Here is an 18,589-nt window from a genome sequence, read left to right as displayed (position 1 = left end):
AGAGCAGACGATGACCTACGGCCTCGGCGTCGACCTGGGCACCACGTTCACCGCCGCCGCGGTCTCCCGGGGCGACCACCTCGAGATGGTGACCCTCGGCGACCGCTCCCCGGCGATCCCCTCGGTGGTCCTGGTCCGCGAGGACGGCAGCTCGCTGGTCGGCGACGCGGCGCACCGGCGGGCCGCGGCGCAACCGACGCGGGTGGCGCGCGAGGTGAAACGGCGCCTGGGCGACACCACACCGCTCATCCTCGGCGGCGAGCCGCACTCGGTCGCCCAGATCCTCTCGCGGCTGCTGCGCTCGGTGGTCGACACCGCGGCCGAGCGCGAGGGCGGCCGGCCGGGCGGGATCGTGCTCACCCACCCCGCCAACTGGGGTCCCTACAAGCGGGAGCTGTTCGACTCGGTGCCGCGGCTGGCCGACCTGACCGCGGTGTCGATGGTGACCGAACCGGAGGCGGCGGCCGCGCACTACGCCTCGGCGGCCCGCGTCCCGAAGGGCTCGGTCGTCGCGGTCTACGACCTCGGCGGCGGCACCTTCGACGCCACGGTGCTCCGCCAGCTCGACCACGGGTTCGAGTTCCTCGGTCCGCCGGAGGGCATCGAGGGCCTGGGCGGGATCGACTTCGACGAGGCGGTCTTCGCCCACGTCGACCGCAGCGTCGACGGCGCCCTGTCCGAGCTCGACCTCGACGATCCCCAGGCCGCCGCGAGCCTGGTCCGGGTCCGGCACGACTGCGTGCTCGCCAAGGAGGCGCTCTCCGCCGACACCGAGACCTCCGTGCCCGTGATGCTGCCGGGGCTGCACACCGAGGTGCGGCTGACCCGCGCCGAGTTCGAGGAGATGATCCGGCCCTCCATCGAGGCCACCGTGTCCGCGCTGCGCCGCGCGCTCGGTGGTGCCGACGTCGCCCCGGAGGACCTGCACAACGTGCTGCTCGTGGGCGGCTCGTCCCGGATCCCGCTGGTCTCGCAGATGCTCTCCGCCGAGCTCGGCCGGCCGACCGCGGTCGACACCCACCCCAAGCACGCGGTGGCCCTGGGGGCCGCGCTGCTGGCCGAGCGGCGTCGCGCCGGGGGCGCCCGTCCCGGAGCCCCTCGTCGCGGGGCCCCGACCCCGCCGCCGACCCCGCCGCCGGGCCGCGGCCGGGAGACGCCCGCCCGGCCGAGCACGCCGGTCGCCTCGGCGTCCCCGGCGGCTGCCGGCCGATCCCCGGAGCGCCCGCCGGAGCGCTCCCCGGACCGCAGTCCGGGACGCGCCCCGGCGACGCCCGTGGCGGGGGCGACCGCCATCGTCCCCGGCGCGACGACCAAGGTCGCGCGCCCGACGCGGCCGTCGGGGTCGCCCGGCCCCGACACCGGTCCCCGGTCGGGGCGCCTCCCCGCGGTCGGCCCGCCCTCGGGCGGGGTGCGGGGGAACCGCCCGCCGTCGGCCGGCGGCCCGACGGGCACGCCGTCGGGATCCTTCCGCGCCGCGCCGCCGCCCGGTCCGCCGGGCGGGAGGCCGCCGGCGAGGAAGGACGACGACCGCACCGCGCTCCTGGGTGACGAGGCCCCGGCCGCGTCCGCGGCCGGGAGCGCCCCGCCGTCGCTGGGGAAGTCGGCGGACGAGGAGGCCGCGCAGACCCGGCGTCGTCGGATCCGCATCGGGATCCTGTGCGCCGCGGTCGCGCTCGTGCTGGGCGCGGGCGGCGTGGCGACGGCGGCCGCGCTCACCGACCGCGGCGCCCCACCCGGGTCACCACCCTCCCCGGTGGCCACGACGAGCACGACCCCGCCCGCGTCGGCGGTGCCGCAGGGCGCCGCATCGGTGGGCTCGGCCCCGGCGGGGCAGGGGTCGGGCGGCTCGGGCTCGGGCAGCTCGGGATCGGGCGGCTCGGGGTCGGGCGGCTCGGGGAGCTCGGGCTCGGGTTCCGGCTCGCACGGCAGCACCCACCACGCGTCGGCGCCGACCACGACGGCCCGGCCGACCACCACGACCCACCAGCCGGACTCCTAGCTAGGTGCGCTCCGCGCTCGTGAGCACTAACTGTCGCTATACCGGCCTTTAGTGCTCACGAGGCCGAAGCCACCTAGGGCGTGGACGCTCACCGCGTAGCCGCCGCCGTCGTAGGGCTCGACGCCGTCCCAGTCGGCCGTGCGCGCACGCAGCGTCAGCCCGGCGCCGACGCAGGCGGTGTCGTAGGCGACCAGGTCGGGGAACGCGACGCCGTCGGGCAGCGTGAAGGGCACGTGGTCGGCGTCGAGCCCGAAGCCCTGCACCAGCAGGCCGCCGGGGCGCAGGTGGGCGGCGAGGCGGGCGACGACGCGGGCGTGGGTGCCCGGGGTGAGCAGCGGGAAGAGGTTCCCCGCGGCGACGACGACGTCGAACCGGCGTCCGAGGTCGAGCCGCGCCAGGTCGACGAGCCGCCAGTCCAGGTCGGGGCGGGCGGCGCGGGCCTGGTCGAGCATCGAGGCGTCGAGGTCGGCGCCGACCACGCGGTGCCCGAGCTCGGCGAGGTGCACGGCGACCCGGCCGGTGCCGCACCCGGCGTCGAGGACGTCGCCGGGCCGGCGGCCGAGCCCGGCGAGCAGGGCGTCGACCCGGCGGGCCTCGCCGTGGAGGTCGGCGCCCTCGGCCGCGAGGGCCGCGAAGCGGGCGGCGTAGCCCGGCCCGGCGGTGCCGCCGGTCACCGCGAGCCAGGGGTTCGACGACGGTGCGCTCACGGCGGCACCCTACGACCGCAGCCGTCGGTGGACCCGGTGCTCCGGCGGGTCGACCGGGTTGTCCGGGGCGGTCCGGGCGATGGTGGTGAACACGAACCCGGCGCGGAGCAGCACGCGCTGGGAGGCGACGTTGCCGGCGGCCACCGGGACCAGCAGCTGCCCGCAGTCCTGGTGGACGGCGAGGGTGTCCGCGGCGAGGGCCCGGACGATCGCGGTGCCCAGACCCTGCCCGACGTCGGCCGGGTCGCCCACCAGGTAGTCGATCGTCATCGCGTCGGGCGGGACGAGGACGAACGGGGCGTACTCGGCGACCTCGTCGGGGTAGGCGTGCCAGAACGAGCGCTGGCAGAGCCCGAGGGGCCGGCCGTCCACCGACGCGATCAGGTCCTCGTTCGGCTCCTCGCCGCGCGCCGTGGGCCCGAAGTCGCGCTCGACCGCCTCCGGGGTGGTCTCGTGGGCCCACCAGCGGGCCACGTGGGGCTCGGCGAGCCAGCGCGCGAGCAGGCCGAAGTCGTCGACGGTGACCGGGCGGAACGTGACCTCCACGCACGGGACGCTAGTGCGGGGGCGGGGGTCGGCCGTGGCGCTCGACACGACGTGGCCCGGCTGCCACATGCGCATGCGTGCATGTATGGTCGCGCCCATGGGGCACGGAGGCCACGAGGCGCACGGTCACGGGCACGGCGGTCACGCCGGGCACGCGCACGGCGCCGGTGCCGACGGCGGCCGCCTCACCGTCGCCCTCGTGATCACCGTCCTGGTGCTGCTCAGCGGCGCGGTCGGGGCGTGGTTCACCGGCTCGCTCTCCCTGCTGGCCGACCTCGGGCACCAGGTCACCGACGTGGCGGCGCTGGTCATGGCGGTCGTCGCGGCCCGGCTGGCCCGGCGCCCGCCGAGCGCGCGGCGCACCTTCGGCCTCGGCCGCTCCGAGGTCCTCGCCGCCGCGGTCAACGCGCTCGCGCTGCTCGCCGTCACGGCATGGGTCGCGATCGAGGCGGTCGAGCGGTTGCTCGCCGACGCGCCCCCCGCGATCCCCGGCCTCGCGCTCCTGCTCTTCGGCGCCGTCGGCCTCGTCGGGAACCTGGTCTCGCTGCTCGTGCTCTCCGGCGGCGACCGGGAGAACCTCAACGTCCGGGGCGCCGCGCTGCACGTGCTCGGCGACGCCCTCGGCTCGGTCGCGGTCATGATCGCCGCCGGGGTCGTGCTGCTCACCGGGTGGCACTACGCCGACGTCACCGCGTCCCTGGCGATCGTCGCCATCCTCGTGCCGCGCACGCTCGCGCTGCTGCGCACCACCGCCCACGTGCTGCTCGAGGGCGCTCCCCCCGGCGTGGACGTCGAGGAGGTCCGGGCCGCGCTCACCGAGGTGCCGGGCGTCCACGAGGTGCACGACCTGCACGTGTGGGTCATCAGCGACCGCGTCCCGGCCGCGTCGGCCCACCTCGTCGTCGCCGACCACGCGACCCCGCACTGCGAGGGCCGGGCCGAGGGCGGCGGCGTGCTCGACCGTGCCGCGGACGCGCTGCGCGAGCGCTTCGGCCTCGAGCACTCGACGCTGCAGATCGAGACGGCCGAGCACGCCGACCACGAGGAGCACTGCGCGCCGCCGCGGGGAGTCCCGGCCCCGCCGAGCTGAGGGGGCGCCCCCGGCGCGACCGCACGCGGAGTGTGATCATCAGGACCGCATCGCCACCGCTCGGGGTCGGGAACAGCCACGAGGTCCCGATCACCGGCGGGACGCATTAACCGAGCGGTGACATCGCCGCAAACGGCTTCACCCTCCGCTCACGCACGATGCTCGTGGGCTGCCCCGATCGGGGCCGGCCACCCGGGGTAGGGCGTGGAGGAGCGGCAGCGTGTCACAGGACGTGGAAGCCACCGGGGCGCCGCCGAGCGGGGCCAAGGCCAACGAGACCCTCGAGGACTACACCCTGCGGTTCGCGCCGCGCAGCTACCGCCGGTGGTCGACGGGGATGGTCGCCGTCTCGGCGCTGGGCGGGATCGCCTACCTCGCCGACTTCGCGATCGGCGCGAACATCGGCATCTCGTACGGGACGGTCAACGCCCTCTGGGGCATCCTCGTGTTCGCGGTCGTGATCTTCCTGTCCGGCTTCCCGCTCGCGTACTACGCGGCCCGGTACAACCTCGACCTCGACCTCATCACCCGCGGCAGCGGCTTCGGCTACTACGGCTCGGTGGTCACGAACGTCATCTTCGCGACGTTCACCTTCATCTTCTTCGCCCTCGAGGGCTCGATCATGGCGCAGGGCCTCGAGCTGGGGCTCGGCATCCCGCTGTGGATCGGCTACGCGCTCTCGACGCTCATCATCTTCCCGCTGGTGGTCTACGGGATGAGCCTGCTCTCGAAGCTCCAGCTCTGGACGACGCCGATCTGGCTCGTCCTCATGGTGCTGCCGTTCGTCTACCTGCTGATCAGCCACCCGGACTCGGTGACGGCGTTCTTCGCCTACCAGGGCGAGAAGGGCCAGGGCTCGCCGAGCCTGGGCTCGGTGATGCTCGCCGCCGGCGTCTGCCTCTCGCTGATCGCCCAGATCGCGGAGCAGATCGACTACCTGCGCTTCATGCCGCCGCGGACCCCGGAGAACGCGCGGCGCTGGTGGAGCGCGGTGGTGCTCGCCGGGCCGGGCTGGGTCATCTTCGGGGCGGCGAAGCAGGTGATCGGGCTCTTCCTCGCCGTCTACCTCATCGTGAACGTCGCGGGAGGTGCGGGCTCCGCGAACGAGCCGGTGCAGCAGTTCCTCGTGACCTACACGAACATCATGCCGACCTGGCTGGCCCTCACCCTCGCGGTGGTGCTCGTCGTCATCAGCCAGATCAAGATCAACGTGACGAACGCCTACTCGGGCTCGCTGGCGTGGACGAACTCCTTCACCCGGGTCGCGAAGCACTATCCGGGGCGCCTGGTGTTCCTGGGGGTCAACCTCGCGATCGCGTTGATCCTGATGGAGGCGAACATGTTCGACTTCCTCAACACGATCCTCGGGTTCTACGCGAACTGCGGCATGGCGTGGGTCGTCGTCGTGGCCTCCGACATCGCGATCAACAAGTACGTGCTGGGCATCTCGCCGAAGCAGCCCGAGTTCCGCCGCGGGATGCTCTACGCGGTGAACCCCGTCGGGTTCGGCTCGATGGTCGTCGCGGCCGGGGTGTCGATCCTGGCGTTCTTCGGCGTGCTCGGTGACACCCTCGCGTCGTACTCGCCGCTGGTCGCGATCGTGCTGGCCTTCGTGCTCCCGCCGATCATCGCGCTGGCGACGAGGGGCCGGTACTACCTGCGCCGCACCGACGACGGGATCCCCGCGCCGATGCACGACGATCACGGCAACCCTTCGGGGGAGACCCTGCGGTGCGAGGCCTGCGCGCAGGACTTCGAGCGTCCCGACATGACGGCGTCGGGAACGGGCACCGGGTACGTCTGCTCGCTGTGCCTCTCGACCGACCGGGCGGGCGCGCACGTCCTCCCGGCGTCGTCAACATCCCCGTAACACTCCGGACCTACAGTTCGCGGGCCGTGTGGTCGCGGCCGGGGAGCACTGGGTGAGTGCTCCCCGGCCGCGGTGCGCCGGCGTCGACCGCCGCGGAAGCCGAAGGAGCCCGACCGAGTGCTGCTCTCCCCGCACGAACAGGAGAAGCTGCTGCTGCACGTGGCCGCGAACCTCGCGCACGAGCGCCGGGGGCGGGGGCTGCGGCTCAACCATCCCGAGGCGGTGGCGATCCTCAGCAGCTGGATCCTCGAGGGCGCCCGTGACGGGCGCAGCGTCGCCGACCTCATGGCCGGCGGCCAGCACGTGCTGACCCGCGACGACGTCATGGAGGGCGTGCCGGAGATGCTGCCGAGCGTCGCGGTGGAGGCGACCTTCCCCGACGGCACCAAGCTCGTCACCGTGCACGAGCCGATCCAATGAGGGGCGAGCGCAGCGACGGGGGAAGCGGATGAGCGGGGGGTCCGCCGGTCAGGGCCCCGGCGCGTTCCTGCCCGGTGACGGCGACGTCGTCACCGGGGACGGGACCGCCGTCGTCACCCTCACCGTCACGAACACCGGCGACCGGCCGGTCCAGGTCGGGTCGCACGTCCACTTCGCGGCGACCAACCCGGCGCTCGCCTTCGACCGCGAGGCCGCGACCGGCATGCGGCTCGCGGTCCACGCCGGGACCTCGGTGCGGTTCGAGCCCGGCGTCGAGAAGGACGTCACGCTGGTCGCGCTCGGCGGGACCGGGACGGTCCCGGGCCTGCGGCTCGACGTCGACGACCCCGCCGGGCGCAGCGGCGGCTCGCCGGGCGGCGGGTGGACCGTCGGCCGCGAGGCCTACGCCGAGCTCTTCGGCCCGACGACGGGTGACCGCGTCCGGCTCGCCGACACCGACCTGACCATCCGGGTCGAGGAGGACCGCAGCCGCGGGCCGCGGGGCGGCGACGAGGCGGTGTTCGGCGGCGGCAAGGTCATCCGCGAGTCGATGGGCCAGTCCCGGGCCACCCGCGCCGAGGGCGCCGCCGACCTCGTGATCACCGGGGCGCTCGTCCTCGACCACTGGGGCGTGGTGAAGGCCGACGTCGGGGTGCGCGACGGCCGCGTCGTCGGGCTCGGCAAGGCCGGCAACCCGGACACCATGCACGGCGTCGCGCCCGAGCTGGTCATCGGGCCGTCGACGGAGATCCTCGCCGGCAACGGGCTCGTCCTCACGGCGGGCGGGGTGGACTGCCACGTCCACCTCATCAGCCCGACGCAGTTCCCCGAGGCGCTCGCCTCGGGGGTGACCACGATGATCGCCGGCGGCACCGGGCCCGCGGAGGGCACGAAGGCGACGACGGTGACGCCGGGTTCCTGGTGGCTCGGGCGGATGTTCGAGGCCCTGGACACCACCCCGATCAACTTCTCGCTGCTCGGCAAGGGCAACACCGTCGGCGGGGACGCGCTGCGCGAGCAGGTCCTCGCGGGTGCCTCGGGGTTCAAGGTGCACGAGGACTGGGGCGCGACGCCCGCCGCGATCGACGCCGCGCTGCGGGTCGCCGACGAGACCGGGGTGCAGGTCGCGCTGCACACCGACACGCTGAACGAGGCCGGCTACGTCGACTCGACCCTGGCGGCGATCGCCGGCCGGTCCATCCACGCGTACCACACCGAGGGCGCGGGCGGCGGGCACGCGCCGGACATCATCACCGTCGCCGGGCACCCGCACGTGCTCCCGTCGTCGACCAACCCGACCCGCCCGCACACCGTGAACACCGTCGACGAGCACCTCGACATGCTCATGGTCTGCCACCACCTCTCGCCGTCGATCCCCGAGGACCTGGCGTTCGCGGAGTCGCGGATCCGGGCCTCGACGATCGCCGCGGAGGACCTCCTGCACGACCTCGGCGCGATCTCGATGATCGGGTCGGACTCGCAGGCGATGGGGCGGGTCGGCGAGGTCGTGCTGCGGACCTGGCAGACCGCCCACGCCGCCAAGCGCCGCGTCACCGGCCTCTCCGGGGTGCAGGCGTCCGGCGACGACAACGAGCGGGCACGGCGCTACGTCGCCAAGTACACGATCTGCCCGGCGGTCGCGCACGGTCTCGACGGCGAGGTGGGCTCGGTCGAGGTGGGCAAGCTCGCCGACCTCGTGCTCTGGGACCCGGCGTTCTTCGGCGTCCGGCCGCACGTGGTGGTCAAGGGCGGCGTCATCGTCCAGGGCCGGATGGGCGACGGCAACGCCTCCATCCCGACGCCGCAGCCCGAGCTCTCGCGCCCGATGTTCGGGGCGTACGGGTCGGCGCCGCAGGCGACCTCGGTGTACTTCGCGACGCAGGCGGCCCTCGACGGCGGGCTCGCCGACCGGGTCGCCGTGGGCCGGCGCTTCGTCCCCGTGGGGTCGCCGCGGGCGGTGGCCAAGGCCGACATGCCGAACAACGACGCCACCCCGGAGATCACGGTCGACCCGGAGACGTTCACGGTCCGCATCGACGGCTCGGTGGTCGACCCCGACCCCGTCCGCGAGCTGCCGATGGCCCAGCGGTACTTCCTGTTCTGAGTGTCGGGGGGTTCTGCGATGGTGCGGGCATGACGACGACCCACTCGGTGATGGACAGCCCGGTGGGGCCGCTGACGCTGCGCACCGACGACGGCGTGCTCTCCGGGCTCTACATGGTCGAGCACCGGCACGGGCCTTCGCCCGAGGCGCTGGGGGAGCGGGTGGCCGACGCGGCGCCGGCCGCCCGGGAGCAGCTCGTGGCCTACTTCGCCGGGGAACTGCGGGAGTTCGACGTCGAGGTGGTGCTGCGCGGCACCCCGTTCCAGCAGCGGGTGTGGGCGGCGCTGCGCGAGATCCCCTACGGCGAGACCTGCAGCTACGGCGAGCTGGCGGCGGCGATCGGCTCGCCGACGGCGGTGCGGGCCGCGGGGCTGGCGAACGGGAAGAACCCGGTGAGCATCATCGTCCCGTGCCACCGGGTGGTCGGGGCGAACGGCTCGCTCACCGGGTACGGCGGCGGGACGGACCGCAAGCACGCGCTGCTCACGCTGGAGGGGGCCGCCGTGGTGCGCGGTGAACCGGTGCTGTTCGGGTGACGGGCGCGCTGTGGCTCCTCGCCGACTCCCGCCTGCCCACCGGCGGCCACGCGCACTCCGGCGGGCTCGAGGCGGCGGTGCGGCGGGGGCTGGTGCGCTCGCCCGCCGACGTGGCGGGCTGGCTGGACGGCAGGGTCCCGACGGCGGGTCTGGTCACCGCGGCGGCCGCGGCGGCGGCGTGCGCGCTGGTGGGTCCGGCCGACCCCGGTTCTGAGCGATGGGCACCTTCGCTCGACTCTATGGGCCAGGGGCGCCCACGGCCGGAACCCCACCCGGCCAGTGGTTCTGAGCGAGGGGCACCATCGCTCGACTCTTTGGGCCGAGGGCGCCCACGGCCGGAACCGGCGGCGCGCTCCTCGGTGGACTGGGGGCGCTGGGATGCCGCATTGTCGGCCCGCACCCCCGTCGCGGCGCTGCGGGAGGTGTCGCGGGCCCAGGGTCGGGCGATGCTGCGCACGGTGCGCGCCGCCTGGCCCCACGCCGCGGTCGACGGGCTGGGCGCGCGGCCGCACCAGGCCCTCGTGCTCGGCGTCGCCACGGCCGCCGCCGGCGGTGCGCCACCCGACGCGGCCGCCCTCGCGATCCACCACCTCGTCGGCCAGGTGTGCTCGGCGGGCGTCCGGCTGCTCGGCCTCGACCCGCTCGCGCTCGCCGGCGTCCACGCCCGGGCGCTCGAGGAGCACGCGGACGTCGTCGTGCGGGCCGCCCGGGTCGGTGCCGCCGCCGCGGCGGAGGACGAGCCCGACCACCTGCCCACCCCGTCGACGCCGCTGCCCGACGTGCTCGCCGTCGTGCACGCCCGATCCGAAGGAGCCCTCTTTGCTTCATAGACTCGACGACCACGACCTCGGCGGCGGCACCCACGACCACCCGCCGCGGGTCGGCCGCGCCGTCCGGATCGGCATCGGCGGGCCCGTCGGTTGCGGGAAGACCGCGCTGGTGGCGGCGCTGTGCCGGGTGCTGCGCGACGAGCTCTCGGTCGCCGTGGTCACCAACGACATCTACACCACCGAGGACGCCGACTTCCTGCGCCGCGAGGCCGTCCTCGACCCCGAGCGCATCGTCGCCGTCCGCACCGGCTGCTGCCCGCACACCGCGATCCGGGACGACGTCACCGCCAACCTCGACGCCGTCGAGGACCTCGTCGAGCGCTTCGACCCCGACCTCGTGCTCGTCGAGTCCGGTGGCGACAACCTCACGGCCACCTTCAGCTACGGGCTCGTCGACCGGCAGATCTTCGTGGTCGACACCGCCGGCGGCGACGACGTCCCCCGCAAGGGCGGCCCGGGCGTCGCGGGCGCCGACCTCCTGGTGATCAACAAGGTCGACCTCGGCCCGCTGGTGGGGGCCGACACCGAGCGCATGGCGGCCGACGCGGCACGGGTCCGCGACGGTAAGCCGACCGCGCTGACCTCGGTCCGGACCGCGCCGATCACCCAGGTGGTCGACTGGGTGCGCGCCCAGGTGCCGGTGGCCGCGTGACGCTGACGGCCGGTGCCGCCACCGGGCTGTCCGCGGTCGACGCGACGGCCCGCCTCCGGCTGGTCGACGGCCGGCTCACCTGGGCCTCGGCGCCGCCGGTCGTGCTGCGGCGCACCGGCCCGCGGCGGGTGCACGTCGTCGCCGTCGGTGGTGGCCCGCTCGGGGGCGACCGGCTGCGGCTGCGGGTGGAGCTCGGCCCGGGAGAACGGTTGGCGGTGCACAGCGCGGCGGCGACCGTCGTGCAGCCGGGTCGGGACGCCGGCGCGGTGGCGTCGTGCGCCGTCGAGGCCGAGCTGGCCGCCGGGTCGGCGTTCGACTGGCGGCCCGAACCGACCGTCGTCTGCGACGGTGCCGCGTGGGAGCCCTCGGTGCGGCTGGACCTGGCGGAGGGGGCGCGGGCCCGCGTCGTCGAGCAGCTGGTCCTCGGCCGCACCGGGCAGGATGGCGGGCGGTGTGCCGCCACGCTCCGGGCGGGCGTGGCCGGGGCGCCGGTGCTGGCGACCACGACGCTGCTCGACGGCGCCGATCCCGTGCTGACCGGCCTCGGGGGGACCGGCGGGGCGCGGTCGGTGGGCACGGTGCTCGTCGTCGGGCCCGGTGCTCCCGCCGGGGAGGAGTCCGGGGACGACGACGCCGTCTGGGCCCGCACCCCGCTCGACGGGCCGGGAAGCCTGCTCACGGCCCTCGGTGGCACGCGGGCGGTCGCCGGGGTGCTCGCCCGCGAGGGAGGCGCTCAGCGCCCCTGGTGGTGACCGTTCGTCCCGGGGTCCTCCCGCGGTGACCCCGAGCTGCTGAAGCCACCCTCCTGGCTGTCGGTGACGGGCTCGAACCACCCCGCCACCGGCGACGCCGTCCGTTCCGCCCGGGCCAGACGGGGTGTCGCCTCGTCCTCGCCCTCCTCCGCGGCGGGGGACCCCGGGGTCCCGCCGGCCGCGCCGGTCGGGGTGCCGCCGATCGCCTCCTCCGGCACCGACGCCGCGGTCGAGACCGGGCGGAAGAGGTCGCCGCTCCCGCCGACGGGCCGCGGCGCGGGCGTGGCGCCGGCGGATCCCTCGTCGGTCCTCGGCGTGCTGTCCGCGTCGCCGGTGCCATCGCTGCCCGGGCGTTCCGGGGGCTTGGGGGAGCGCCCGATCCCGGGATGGTGCCGGGCCTCCGGCCGGCCCGGCTGCCCGGCACCGGCGGCCGGCCCGGACGACTCGGACGACTCGGCCGGGGGCGCGTCGTCGGGGGTGCCGGCCCGGGCATCCGTCGGCACCCCGCCCACGGCGCTCTCGTCGACCCTGACGGGACCGGGGTCGGGGGGCGGGTCGGCCGCGGCCGTGGGGACACCGCCGACCGCCGACTCGTCGACACCGGCGGTCCCGGGGTCGGGGGCCGCGGCCTCCGCGGGGGGAGCGGAGGGGGTGGCGGACGCCGGGCCGCGACCGCTCCCGGGCCCGTGGGCGCGCAGGGTCTCGGTGACGGCGTCGTCGGCCGAGTCGGCGGAGTCGGCGGTGCCGTCCCCCGATCCGGCCGCGGCACCGCTGGCGGCCGCACCACCGGCCGCGGCACCACCGGCCGCCGCAGCACCGGCCGCCGCACCACCGGCCGCGGCACCGCCGGCGACCGCACCACCGGCCGCCGCAGCACCGGCCGCGGCGGGCCGGGCCGCCACGTCGCGGGGCCGGTCCGGACGGTCGGGCCGCTGGTCCCGGCCCGCGGCCGCACCTGCCGCACCGGCCCCGGTCGGGACACCGCCGACCGCGGCTTCGTGCGCCACCGCGCCACCGGAACCGGACTCGCCGGAGCCGGGAGCGCGAGAACCGGACTCGCCGGAACCGGGCTCGCCGGAACCGGGCTCGCCGGACCCCGAGGCCCCGTCCCTGCCGCGGGGCGCCTCGGTGGGCATCCCGCCGACGGCGCCCTCGTCGACCCCGGCCGGGCCGGCGTCGGAGGCGTCCTCGTCCCCGGGCCCGTCCGCGTCGGCACCGTCCGACGCGTGGTCCCCGGACGTCGCGGCCGTGTCCCGGTGCCCGGCGATCGGGACCGCCTCGGTCGGCATCTCCTCGGCCCGCGGTGCGGGAGCGTCGTCGTCGTGGGAGGCCGCGGCGGCGGCCGCCCCGGCGGCACCGGCGGTTCCCGCGGCGCCCACGGCGGCGCCCCCGGTCAGGGCCGCGGCCCGGGGGGAGAGGCGCACGCCCTCCTGGGCGACGACCACCTGGCCGTGCTCGTCGAGCAGGGCGTGACGGCCGGTCGGCGCGTCGTCGGCCGGCGGCTGCCCGTAGGGCGGCGGACCCGGGGGCACCGGCGCGCCGGGGAGACCGGCCGCGGGGGTGGGCGCGGACACGGCCGTGGGCGCCGAGGCGGGCAGCCGGCGGAACAGCGCGATGAGGAGCAGCACCCACCCGAGCACCGTCAGCAGCGCCGTCAGCACGCCGATGAGGCTGGACGCGGTCAGCACGCTCGAGGGGCTGGACCCCGAGCTGATTAGCGCCGGGAGCACCACCACGGTCGAGGCGGACAGCAGCGCCGCCGCCAGTTGCAGGGCGAGGCCCGCGATCGCCGGCCTGGCCACCTCGGGCTGCACCCGACGGCGCTGCACGGCGAGCACGAGGCCGACGACGATCGCCACGCCTGCCGGTAGGAAGGCGAAGGCGAAGCGCAGACCCGAGTCGAGCATGCGCCGAACCTAACGAATCGCCCCGACGGCGCCGACCGCATGCCGACGATCGTCACGACCCGGTCCGCACACGGGCCGCCCGGAGAGGGCCGAACGGGTGAGCGCGGTGACACCCCGTCGTATCCGGGACGATGGGGCCATGGCCGCGGAGCTCACCGGGGAGATGGCGGACGTCGCGGCCCTCGAGGGCTTCTTCGCTCTGGCGACCGGACCCGCCGAGGGCGTCGACCCCTCCTGGCGGCCCTTCCACACCCTGGCCGGGGACGTCCTCGACCAGCGCATCGACCAGGTCGCCGCGCAGCTCGGCGGGGTGCCGCGGCGGATCGCGGCCTCGCTGCTGTCGCTGTCGGTCTCGGCCCGCGTCACCGCGCTCGTCCTCGGGGCCGGGACGCTGCACGGCGTCGTCCCGCGCCTGCACGACCGCCTGCGGTGGCGCCCGTGGTCCGGTGGTCCCGCCCCGCTGTGGATCGAGCGCCCCGAGGCGGTCGAGCCGGGCGACGACCTCGCGGCGACGGCGGCCCGCGAGCTCGACCTCACACTGCGCCCGGTGCTCGACGCCACCAGCGCCCAGGCCTCGGTCTCCGAGCAGGTGACGTGGGGCAACGTCGCCTCGTCGCTCGGCGGGGCGCTGCGGATGCTCCTCACCCAGCGACCGGGGTCGTCGCCGGCGGCCCGCGCCCTCGCCGTCGGGATCCTCGGGCACCCGCCGCTGCAGGGACTGGGGCGGTTCGTGGACGAGCCCTCGCACCCCACCGGGATCGGGTTCGCCCGGCGCACCTGCTGCCTGTTCTACCGCGTCCCCGGCGGCGGCACCTGCGGTGACTGCGTGCTCAACGCCTGAGCGTCACGACAGCGCGCCGGATCAGGACAGCAGCCGGATCAGGACAGCGGAGGCCAGGACAGCAGCAGGTTCCCGGAGAAGATCAGCGCCAGCACGCCGATCAGCGCGAACATCGCCACGAAGATCCCGGCCGGGACGCCGGTGAGCCGCTCGAGCTGGTCGGGATCGGAGTCGGCCGCGCGGCGCCCGGCCCGCTTGCGCTGCACCTCCAGCACCGTCTTCAGCCCGCCCACGATGAGGAACCAGGTCACGAAGCACGCGAAGCCGTACTGCACCGTCGTGGTCCCGTAGGCGATGACGACCACGACGACGGCGCCGGTGACCACCACCGACGCGACGCCGTAGAGGTTGCGGATCAGCGCCAGCGTGCCGAGCAGCACCATGATCGACAGGCCGAGCATCGTCGGGACCGCGCCGCCGGCCACCAGGGCCGCCGCCCCCAGCCCGAGCAGGGGCGGGGTCGCGTAGCCCGCGAACGCCGTCGCGACCATCCCCGGGCCGTCGCGGCGCCCCTTCGACACCGTCACCCCGGACGTGTCGGAGTGCAGCAGGATGCGGGTGAGCTGGCGCCCGGACGCGATCGCGACGAGCGCGTGCCCGCCCTCGTGGGCGATCGTCACGACGTTGCGCGCGAGGCGCCACGTCGCACCGCCCGCGACGACGGCGAGCGCGACGAGGCCGGCGGCGACGACGAGCGCGACCTGCGTCTGCGCGGCGGTGAGCTCGCCGATCGGCTGCAGCGGGGACGGCGCGGTCGAGGTGATCGTGGCGATGCGCCGAACCGTAGCGCGACGGCGTGGGGCGACCGTCATGCTGGGCGGTGTGACCAGCGACGAGCCGGCGAGCGCCGCCGGCCTGCGGATGGGCACTCCCGCGGGGCGGTGGGTGCTGGCGACGACGGTGCTCGGGTCGGGGCTCGCGATGCTCGACTCGACGGTGGTCAACGTCGCGCTCGAGCGCATCGGGTCGGACTTCGGGACGTCGTTCGCCGGGCTGCAGTGGACCGTGAACGCCTACACGCTCACCCTGGCCGGGTTCATCCTGCTCGGCGGGTCGCTGGGGGACCGGTTCGGCCGGCGCCGGATCTTCCTCATCGGCGTCGCGTGGTTCGCGCTCGCGTCGGCGCTGTGCGGGTTCGCCCCGTCGATCGAGGTGCTCATCGGGGCGCGGGCGCTGCAGGGCGTGGGTGGTGCGCTGCTCACCCCGGGCTCGCTGGCGCTGATCTCGGCGTCCTTCCACGGCAGCGACCGCGCGGCGGCGATCGGCGCGTGGTCCGGGCTCGCCGGGGTGGCCGGGGCGGTGGGGCCGTTCGTCGGCGGCTGGCTCGTCGAGTGGACCTGGCGCGCGGTGTTCCTGATCAATCTGCCGCTGGCCGCCGTCGTGATCGCGGCGGCGCTGCGCCACGTGCCGGAGTCGCGGGACACCGAGGCGGTCCCGCATCTCGACGTGCCCGGCACCGTCCTGGCGCTGCTCGGTCTCGGCGCCCTGACGTGGTCGCTGACCGAGGCCGGGACGGCGGGCGCCTCGCCCGGCGTCGTCGTGACCGGTCTGGTCGGGGTCGCCGCCCTGGTGACGTTCGTGTTCGTCGAGCGCCGCTCCCGGGCGCCGCTCGTGCCGACCGACCTGTTCGCGAACCCCCGCTTCTCCGCACTCAACGTCGTGACGCTGCTGGTCTACGCGGCGCTCGGGGTGCTGTTCGTGCTGCTGGTGCTGCAGCTGCAGATCGTCGCCGGGTTCTCGCCCCTGGCGGCGGGGGTGTCGACGCTGCCGATCACCGTGATCATGCTGCTGCTCTCGGCGCGGGCGGGCCGGCTGGCGTCGCGGATCGGGCCGCGGCTGCCCATGACGGTCGGGCTGGTCACGGCGGCCGGCGGGATGCTCCTGCTGCTGCGGGTCGGCGTCGGGGCGTCCTACCTGCTCGACGTGCTGCCCGCCGTCGTGCTCTTCGGGCTCGGGCTCTCCGCGACGGTGGCCCCGTTGACCGCGGCGGTGCTCGACGCGGCCGACGACCGCCACGCCGGCGTCGCCTCCGGCGTCAACAACGCGGTCGCCCGGGCGGCCGGGCTGCTCGCGGTCGCCGTCATCCCGGCGGCGGCGGGGATCGCGGGCGCGGACTACACCAACCCGGCGGCGTTCTCGGCCGGCTACCACCGCGCCGTCGTCATCGCCGCCTGCCTGCTGCTCGGCGGGGCCGTGCTCTCCGCGACCCTCCTGCGGGCGCTGCGGCCCCGGCCGGCGGAGGAGATCCCCCTGGCCGAGTGCGCGCACTGCGGGATCTCGAGCCCGCAGCAGTACCCGCGGTCGTGAGCGGCCTCACGGACCCCGGCGCGCTGCTGGCCGGGATGACGCCGCGGCTGCGGCCGGGCCGGTACGTGTTCGCGACGGTGCCCGACGACGGCCGGGCGGTGCCGGGAGCGGTGATGACCCTCGCCGAGGACGAGGGGACGACGGTCGTCGTGCCCGCAGAGGCCACCGACGGGCTCGACGCCGAGTACCCCTGCGGGTGGATCACCCTCGAGGTGCGGTCCTCGCTGGCGGCCGTCGGGTTCCTCGCCGCGGTGACCCGGGCGTTGGCCGACGCCGGGATCAGCGCGAACCCGGTGAGCGGGTTCCACCACGACCACCTGTTCGTCCCGTGGGACCGACGCCACGAGGCGGTGGCGGTCCTGGAACGACTGGCGGCGGGGGCCTCGTCGTCGACCTGACGGCGAGGGGCACAGCGGGCAGGTGCCGCGGGTGCCTGCTCGTGATCATGGAAAGACCCAGCGCGGGGTCGGGACGGGCACGCTCCGCGACGGGCGCGCCGCGCACCGTCGCGGGTGCCCCCGGGTCGGGCGCACCCGCGTGTCATCGCTTGCGCGACAGGGCAAGCTCAGCACCGTGAGCGACCCCGGAACACCCGACATGCCGCCGACCGTCTTCGTGCTGTTCGGCGCGAGCGGTGACCTGGCGGCGCGGCTCGTCCTGCCCGCGTTCTACCGGCTGGCGCAGGAACGGCTGCTCCCGGAGAAGTGGCTGCTGATCGGCAGCGGGCGGCGGCGGCTCTCGGACGACGAGTTCCGCGACCACGTGCACGGCGTCCTCGACCGGTTCGGGCCGAAGCCCGAGGAGGGGCCGTGGGACGAGTTCGCGGCCCGGCTGCGGTTCGCGGGGGACGGGTTCACCGTCGACGACCCGGGTCAGCTCGTCGACGAGGTCGCGGCGGGGGAGGACGAGCTCGGCGACGGGGACCGGAACGCGGTCCAGCGCGTCCACTACCTCGGGGTGCCGCCGACCGCCTTCGAGCCGATCACCAACGCCCTGGGCGCCCACGGTCTCGCCGAGCGCTCGCGGGTGGTGTTCGAGAAGCCGTTCGGCACCTCGCTCGAGGCGTTCCGCACGCTCGACGAGGCCGTGCACCGGGTGTTCGACGAGTCGGTGGTCTACCGGATCGACCACTTCCTCGGGAAGGAGGCGACGCAGCAGCTGCGGGCGCTGCGGTTCGCCAACGGGCTGTTCTGGTCCTCGTGGGATCGCCACCACGTCGCGGCCGTGCAGATCGACGTGCCCGAGGTCCTCGACGTCGCCGACCGGGCCGAGTTCTACGACGCCACCGGCGCCGTGCTCGACATGCTCGTCACCCACCTGTTCCAGGTGGCGGCCGAGATCGCGATGGAGGCCCCGTCGAGCCTCTCGGCGAACGAGATCGCGCAGGCCCGGGCCGACGCCGTGAAGGCGTTCCGGCCGCTGGTGCCCGACGACGTCGTCCGCGGCCAGTTCGAGGGCTACCGCGACCTCGAGCACGTCGCCGACGACTCCGACACCGAGACCTTCGTCGCCGCCCGCCTCTGGATCGACACCGACCGGTGGCGCGACGTCCCGTTCCTCCTGCGCACCGGCAAGCGGATGGCCGAGAGCGCCCAGAAGGTCAGCCTCGTCATGCGCGACCCGGAGGGCGGCCCCTACCGGGCGTCGACCGAGACCGAGGGCGACGCCGCCATCCCCGTCCGCGGCAACGTGCTGCGGTTCGACCTCGCGGGGAACGGCGCGCTCGCGATCTCGATGAACATCGAGGTGCCCGGGGCGCGCTCGGAGCTCGAGACCCAGTGCACCGAGATCGTGCTGCAGGACGTCAAGGGCGACCCGCTGCCCCCGTACGTCCGGCTGATCCACGACATCCTGCTCGGTGACCGGACGCTCTTCACCCGACCCGACGGGCTCGAGGAGGTCTGGCACGCGGCCGGCGCCGCGCTCGACGGCTCGACCCCGCTGCACTCCTACGCCCCCGGCTCCTGGGGGCCGACCGAGGCGCTGCACCTGGCCGATCCGGTGGGCTGGGAGCTGGGCGACCAGGTG

General features: G+C 75.7%; 17 protein-coding genes. 13 read left to right on the top strand and 4 right to left on the bottom strand.

All coding sequences use genetic code 11. The features are described from left to right. Positions 1-10: 10 nt before the first annotated feature. On the top strand, positions 11-1,999 hold the full coding sequence (locus HH311_RS31150) for an Hsp70 family protein (RefSeq protein WP_211190957.1): 1,989 nt from the start codon (positions 11-13) through the stop codon (positions 1,997-1,999). Positions 2,000-2,025: 26 nt separating this feature from the next. On the opposite strand, the gene HH311_RS28860 is transcribed toward HH311_RS31150, so the two are convergent. Together HH311_RS28860 and HH311_RS28855 are read right to left on the bottom strand one after the other, a co-directional pair. Beyond that, positions 2,026-2,706: a class I SAM-dependent methyltransferase gene (locus HH311_RS28860; protein ID WP_312030481.1), complete on the bottom strand. Its 681-nt coding sequence runs from the start codon at positions 2,704-2,706 to the stop codon at positions 2,026-2,028. Positions 2,707-2,715: 9 nt separating this feature from the next. Continuing rightward, entirely contained in the window at positions 2,716-3,252 is a 537-nt protein-coding gene (locus tag HH311_RS28855; RefSeq protein ID WP_312030479.1) for a GNAT family N-acetyltransferase, read from the bottom strand. 97 nt (positions 3,253-3,349) lie between these two features. Here HH311_RS28855 and HH311_RS28850 point away from each other — a divergent pair, with 97 nt between their 5' ends. From HH311_RS28850 to HH311_RS28815, 8 genes are all read left to right on the top strand, one after another. Next, positions 3,350-4,342 carry a cation diffusion facilitator family transporter gene (locus HH311_RS28850; RefSeq protein ID WP_169187177.1) on the top strand — a complete coding sequence of 331 codons (993 nt, stop codon included), beginning with the start codon at positions 3,350-3,352 and terminating at the stop codon, positions 4,340-4,342. A gap of 220 nt (positions 4,343-4,562) precedes the next feature. Further along, the gene (locus tag HH311_RS28845) at positions 4,563-6,212 is read left to right on the top strand and encodes a cytosine permease (RefSeq protein ID WP_169187176.1); all 1,650 of its coding nucleotides are present in this window, start codon (positions 4,563-4,565) and stop codon (positions 6,210-6,212) included. A 117-nt stretch (positions 6,213-6,329) separates the two neighbouring features. After that, complete coding sequence (locus tag HH311_RS28840; protein WP_169187175.1) at positions 6,330-6,632, top strand: urease subunit gamma; 303 nt, start codon at positions 6,330-6,332, stop codon at positions 6,630-6,632. 28 nt (positions 6,633-6,660) lie between these two features. Beyond that, the gene (locus HH311_RS28835) at positions 6,661-8,736 is read left to right on the top strand and encodes an urease subunit alpha (protein ID WP_248304341.1); all 2,076 of its coding nucleotides are present in this window, start codon (positions 6,661-6,663) and stop codon (positions 8,734-8,736) included. A gap of 29 nt (positions 8,737-8,765) precedes the next feature. Then, on the top strand, positions 8,766-9,272 hold the full coding sequence (locus tag HH311_RS28830; protein ID WP_169187174.1) for a methylated-DNA--[protein]-cysteine S-methyltransferase: 507 nt from the start codon (positions 8,766-8,768) through the stop codon (positions 9,270-9,272). Continuing rightward, a complete protein-coding gene (locus HH311_RS28825) occupies positions 9,269-10,102 on the top strand; it encodes an urease accessory protein UreF (protein ID WP_169187173.1) in 834 nt (277 codons plus the stop codon). Before HH311_RS28830 ends, HH311_RS28825 begins: the two co-directional genes overlap by 4 nt. Beyond that, positions 10,092-10,754, top strand: a complete 663-nt coding sequence (gene ureG / locus HH311_RS28820) for an urease accessory protein UreG (RefSeq protein ID WP_169187172.1) — start codon at positions 10,092-10,094, stop codon at positions 10,752-10,754. The genes HH311_RS28825 and ureG overlap by 11 nt, the downstream gene beginning before the upstream one ends. Beyond that, complete coding sequence (locus HH311_RS28815; RefSeq protein WP_169187171.1) at positions 10,751-11,506, top strand: urease accessory protein UreD; 756 nt, start codon at positions 10,751-10,753, stop codon at positions 11,504-11,506. The genes ureG and HH311_RS28815 overlap by 4 nt, the downstream gene beginning before the upstream one ends. Here the strand turns inward: HH311_RS28815 and HH311_RS28810 are convergent. Next, entirely contained in the window at positions 11,488-13,413 is a 1,926-nt protein-coding gene (locus HH311_RS28810) for a hypothetical protein (protein WP_169187170.1), read from the bottom strand. The two genes, HH311_RS28815 and HH311_RS28810, sit on opposite strands and share 19 nt — an antisense overlap. A gap of 139 nt (positions 13,414-13,552) precedes the next feature. Here HH311_RS28810 and HH311_RS28805 point away from each other — a divergent pair, with 139 nt between their 5' ends. Next, a complete protein-coding gene (locus HH311_RS28805) occupies positions 13,553-14,254 on the top strand; it encodes a (2Fe-2S)-binding protein (protein WP_169187169.1) in 702 nt (233 codons plus the stop codon). 38 nt (positions 14,255-14,292) lie between these two features. Here HH311_RS28805 and HH311_RS28800 read toward each other — a convergent pair whose 3' ends face one another. Further along, entirely contained in the window at positions 14,293-15,066 is a 774-nt protein-coding gene (locus tag HH311_RS28800; protein ID WP_169187168.1) for a M50 family metallopeptidase, read from the bottom strand. A gap of 49 nt (positions 15,067-15,115) precedes the next feature. Here HH311_RS28800 and HH311_RS28795 point away from each other — a divergent pair, with 49 nt between their 5' ends. The 3 genes from HH311_RS28795 to HH311_RS28785 all read left to right on the top strand — a co-directional run. Continuing rightward, positions 15,116-16,561, top strand: coding sequence for an MFS transporter (locus tag HH311_RS28795; protein WP_248304347.1), 1,446 nt, complete (start codon positions 15,116-15,118; stop codon positions 16,559-16,561). Then, a complete protein-coding gene (locus HH311_RS28790) occupies positions 16,558-16,959 on the top strand; it encodes an ACT domain-containing protein (protein ID WP_169187166.1) in 402 nt (133 codons plus the stop codon). Before HH311_RS28795 ends, HH311_RS28790 begins: the two co-directional genes overlap by 4 nt. Before the next feature lie 175 nt (positions 16,960-17,134). Further along, the coding region (locus HH311_RS28785; protein WP_312030477.1) for a glucose-6-phosphate dehydrogenase at positions 17,135-18,589 on the top strand (1,455 nt) is incomplete at its 3' end.

This window comes from Actinomycetospora sp. TBRC 11914 (genome assembly GCF_012933465.1).
Taxonomy (GTDB): Bacteria; Actinomycetota; Actinomycetes; order Mycobacteriales; family Pseudonocardiaceae; genus Actinomycetospora.
Note: the sequence above shows the minus strand (reverse complement) of the source record. Positions and strands in the feature narration are given on the sequence as shown.

Bases quoted from the DNA above. Each gene is read 5' to 3' on its own strand.
- HH311_RS28795 (WP_248304347.1), top strand. From the start codon at position 15,116: ATGGGCACTCCCGCGGGGCGGTGGGTGCTGGCGACGACGGTGCTCGGG.
- HH311_RS28800 (WP_169187168.1), bottom strand. From the start codon at position 15,066: ATGACGGTCGCCCCACGCCGTCGCGCTACGGTTCGGCGCATCGCCACG.
- HH311_RS31150 (WP_211190957.1), top strand. From the start codon at position 11: ATGACCTACGGCCTCGGCGTCGACCTGGGCACCACGTTCACCGCCGCC.
- HH311_RS28810 (WP_169187170.1), bottom strand. From the start codon at position 13,413: ATGCTCGACTCGGGTCTGCGCTTCGCCTTCGCCTTCCTACCGGCAGGC.
- HH311_RS28835 (WP_248304341.1), top strand. From the start codon at position 6,661: ATGAGCGGGGGGTCCGCCGGTCAGGGCCCCGGCGCGTTCCTGCCCGGT.
- HH311_RS28805 (WP_169187169.1), top strand. From the start codon at position 13,553: ATGGCCGCGGAGCTCACCGGGGAGATGGCGGACGTCGCGGCCCTCGAG.
- HH311_RS28830 (WP_169187174.1), top strand. From the start codon at position 8,766: ATGACGACGACCCACTCGGTGATGGACAGCCCGGTGGGGCCGCTGACG.
- HH311_RS28850 (WP_169187177.1), top strand. From the start codon at position 3,350: ATGGGGCACGGAGGCCACGAGGCGCACGGTCACGGGCACGGCGGTCAC.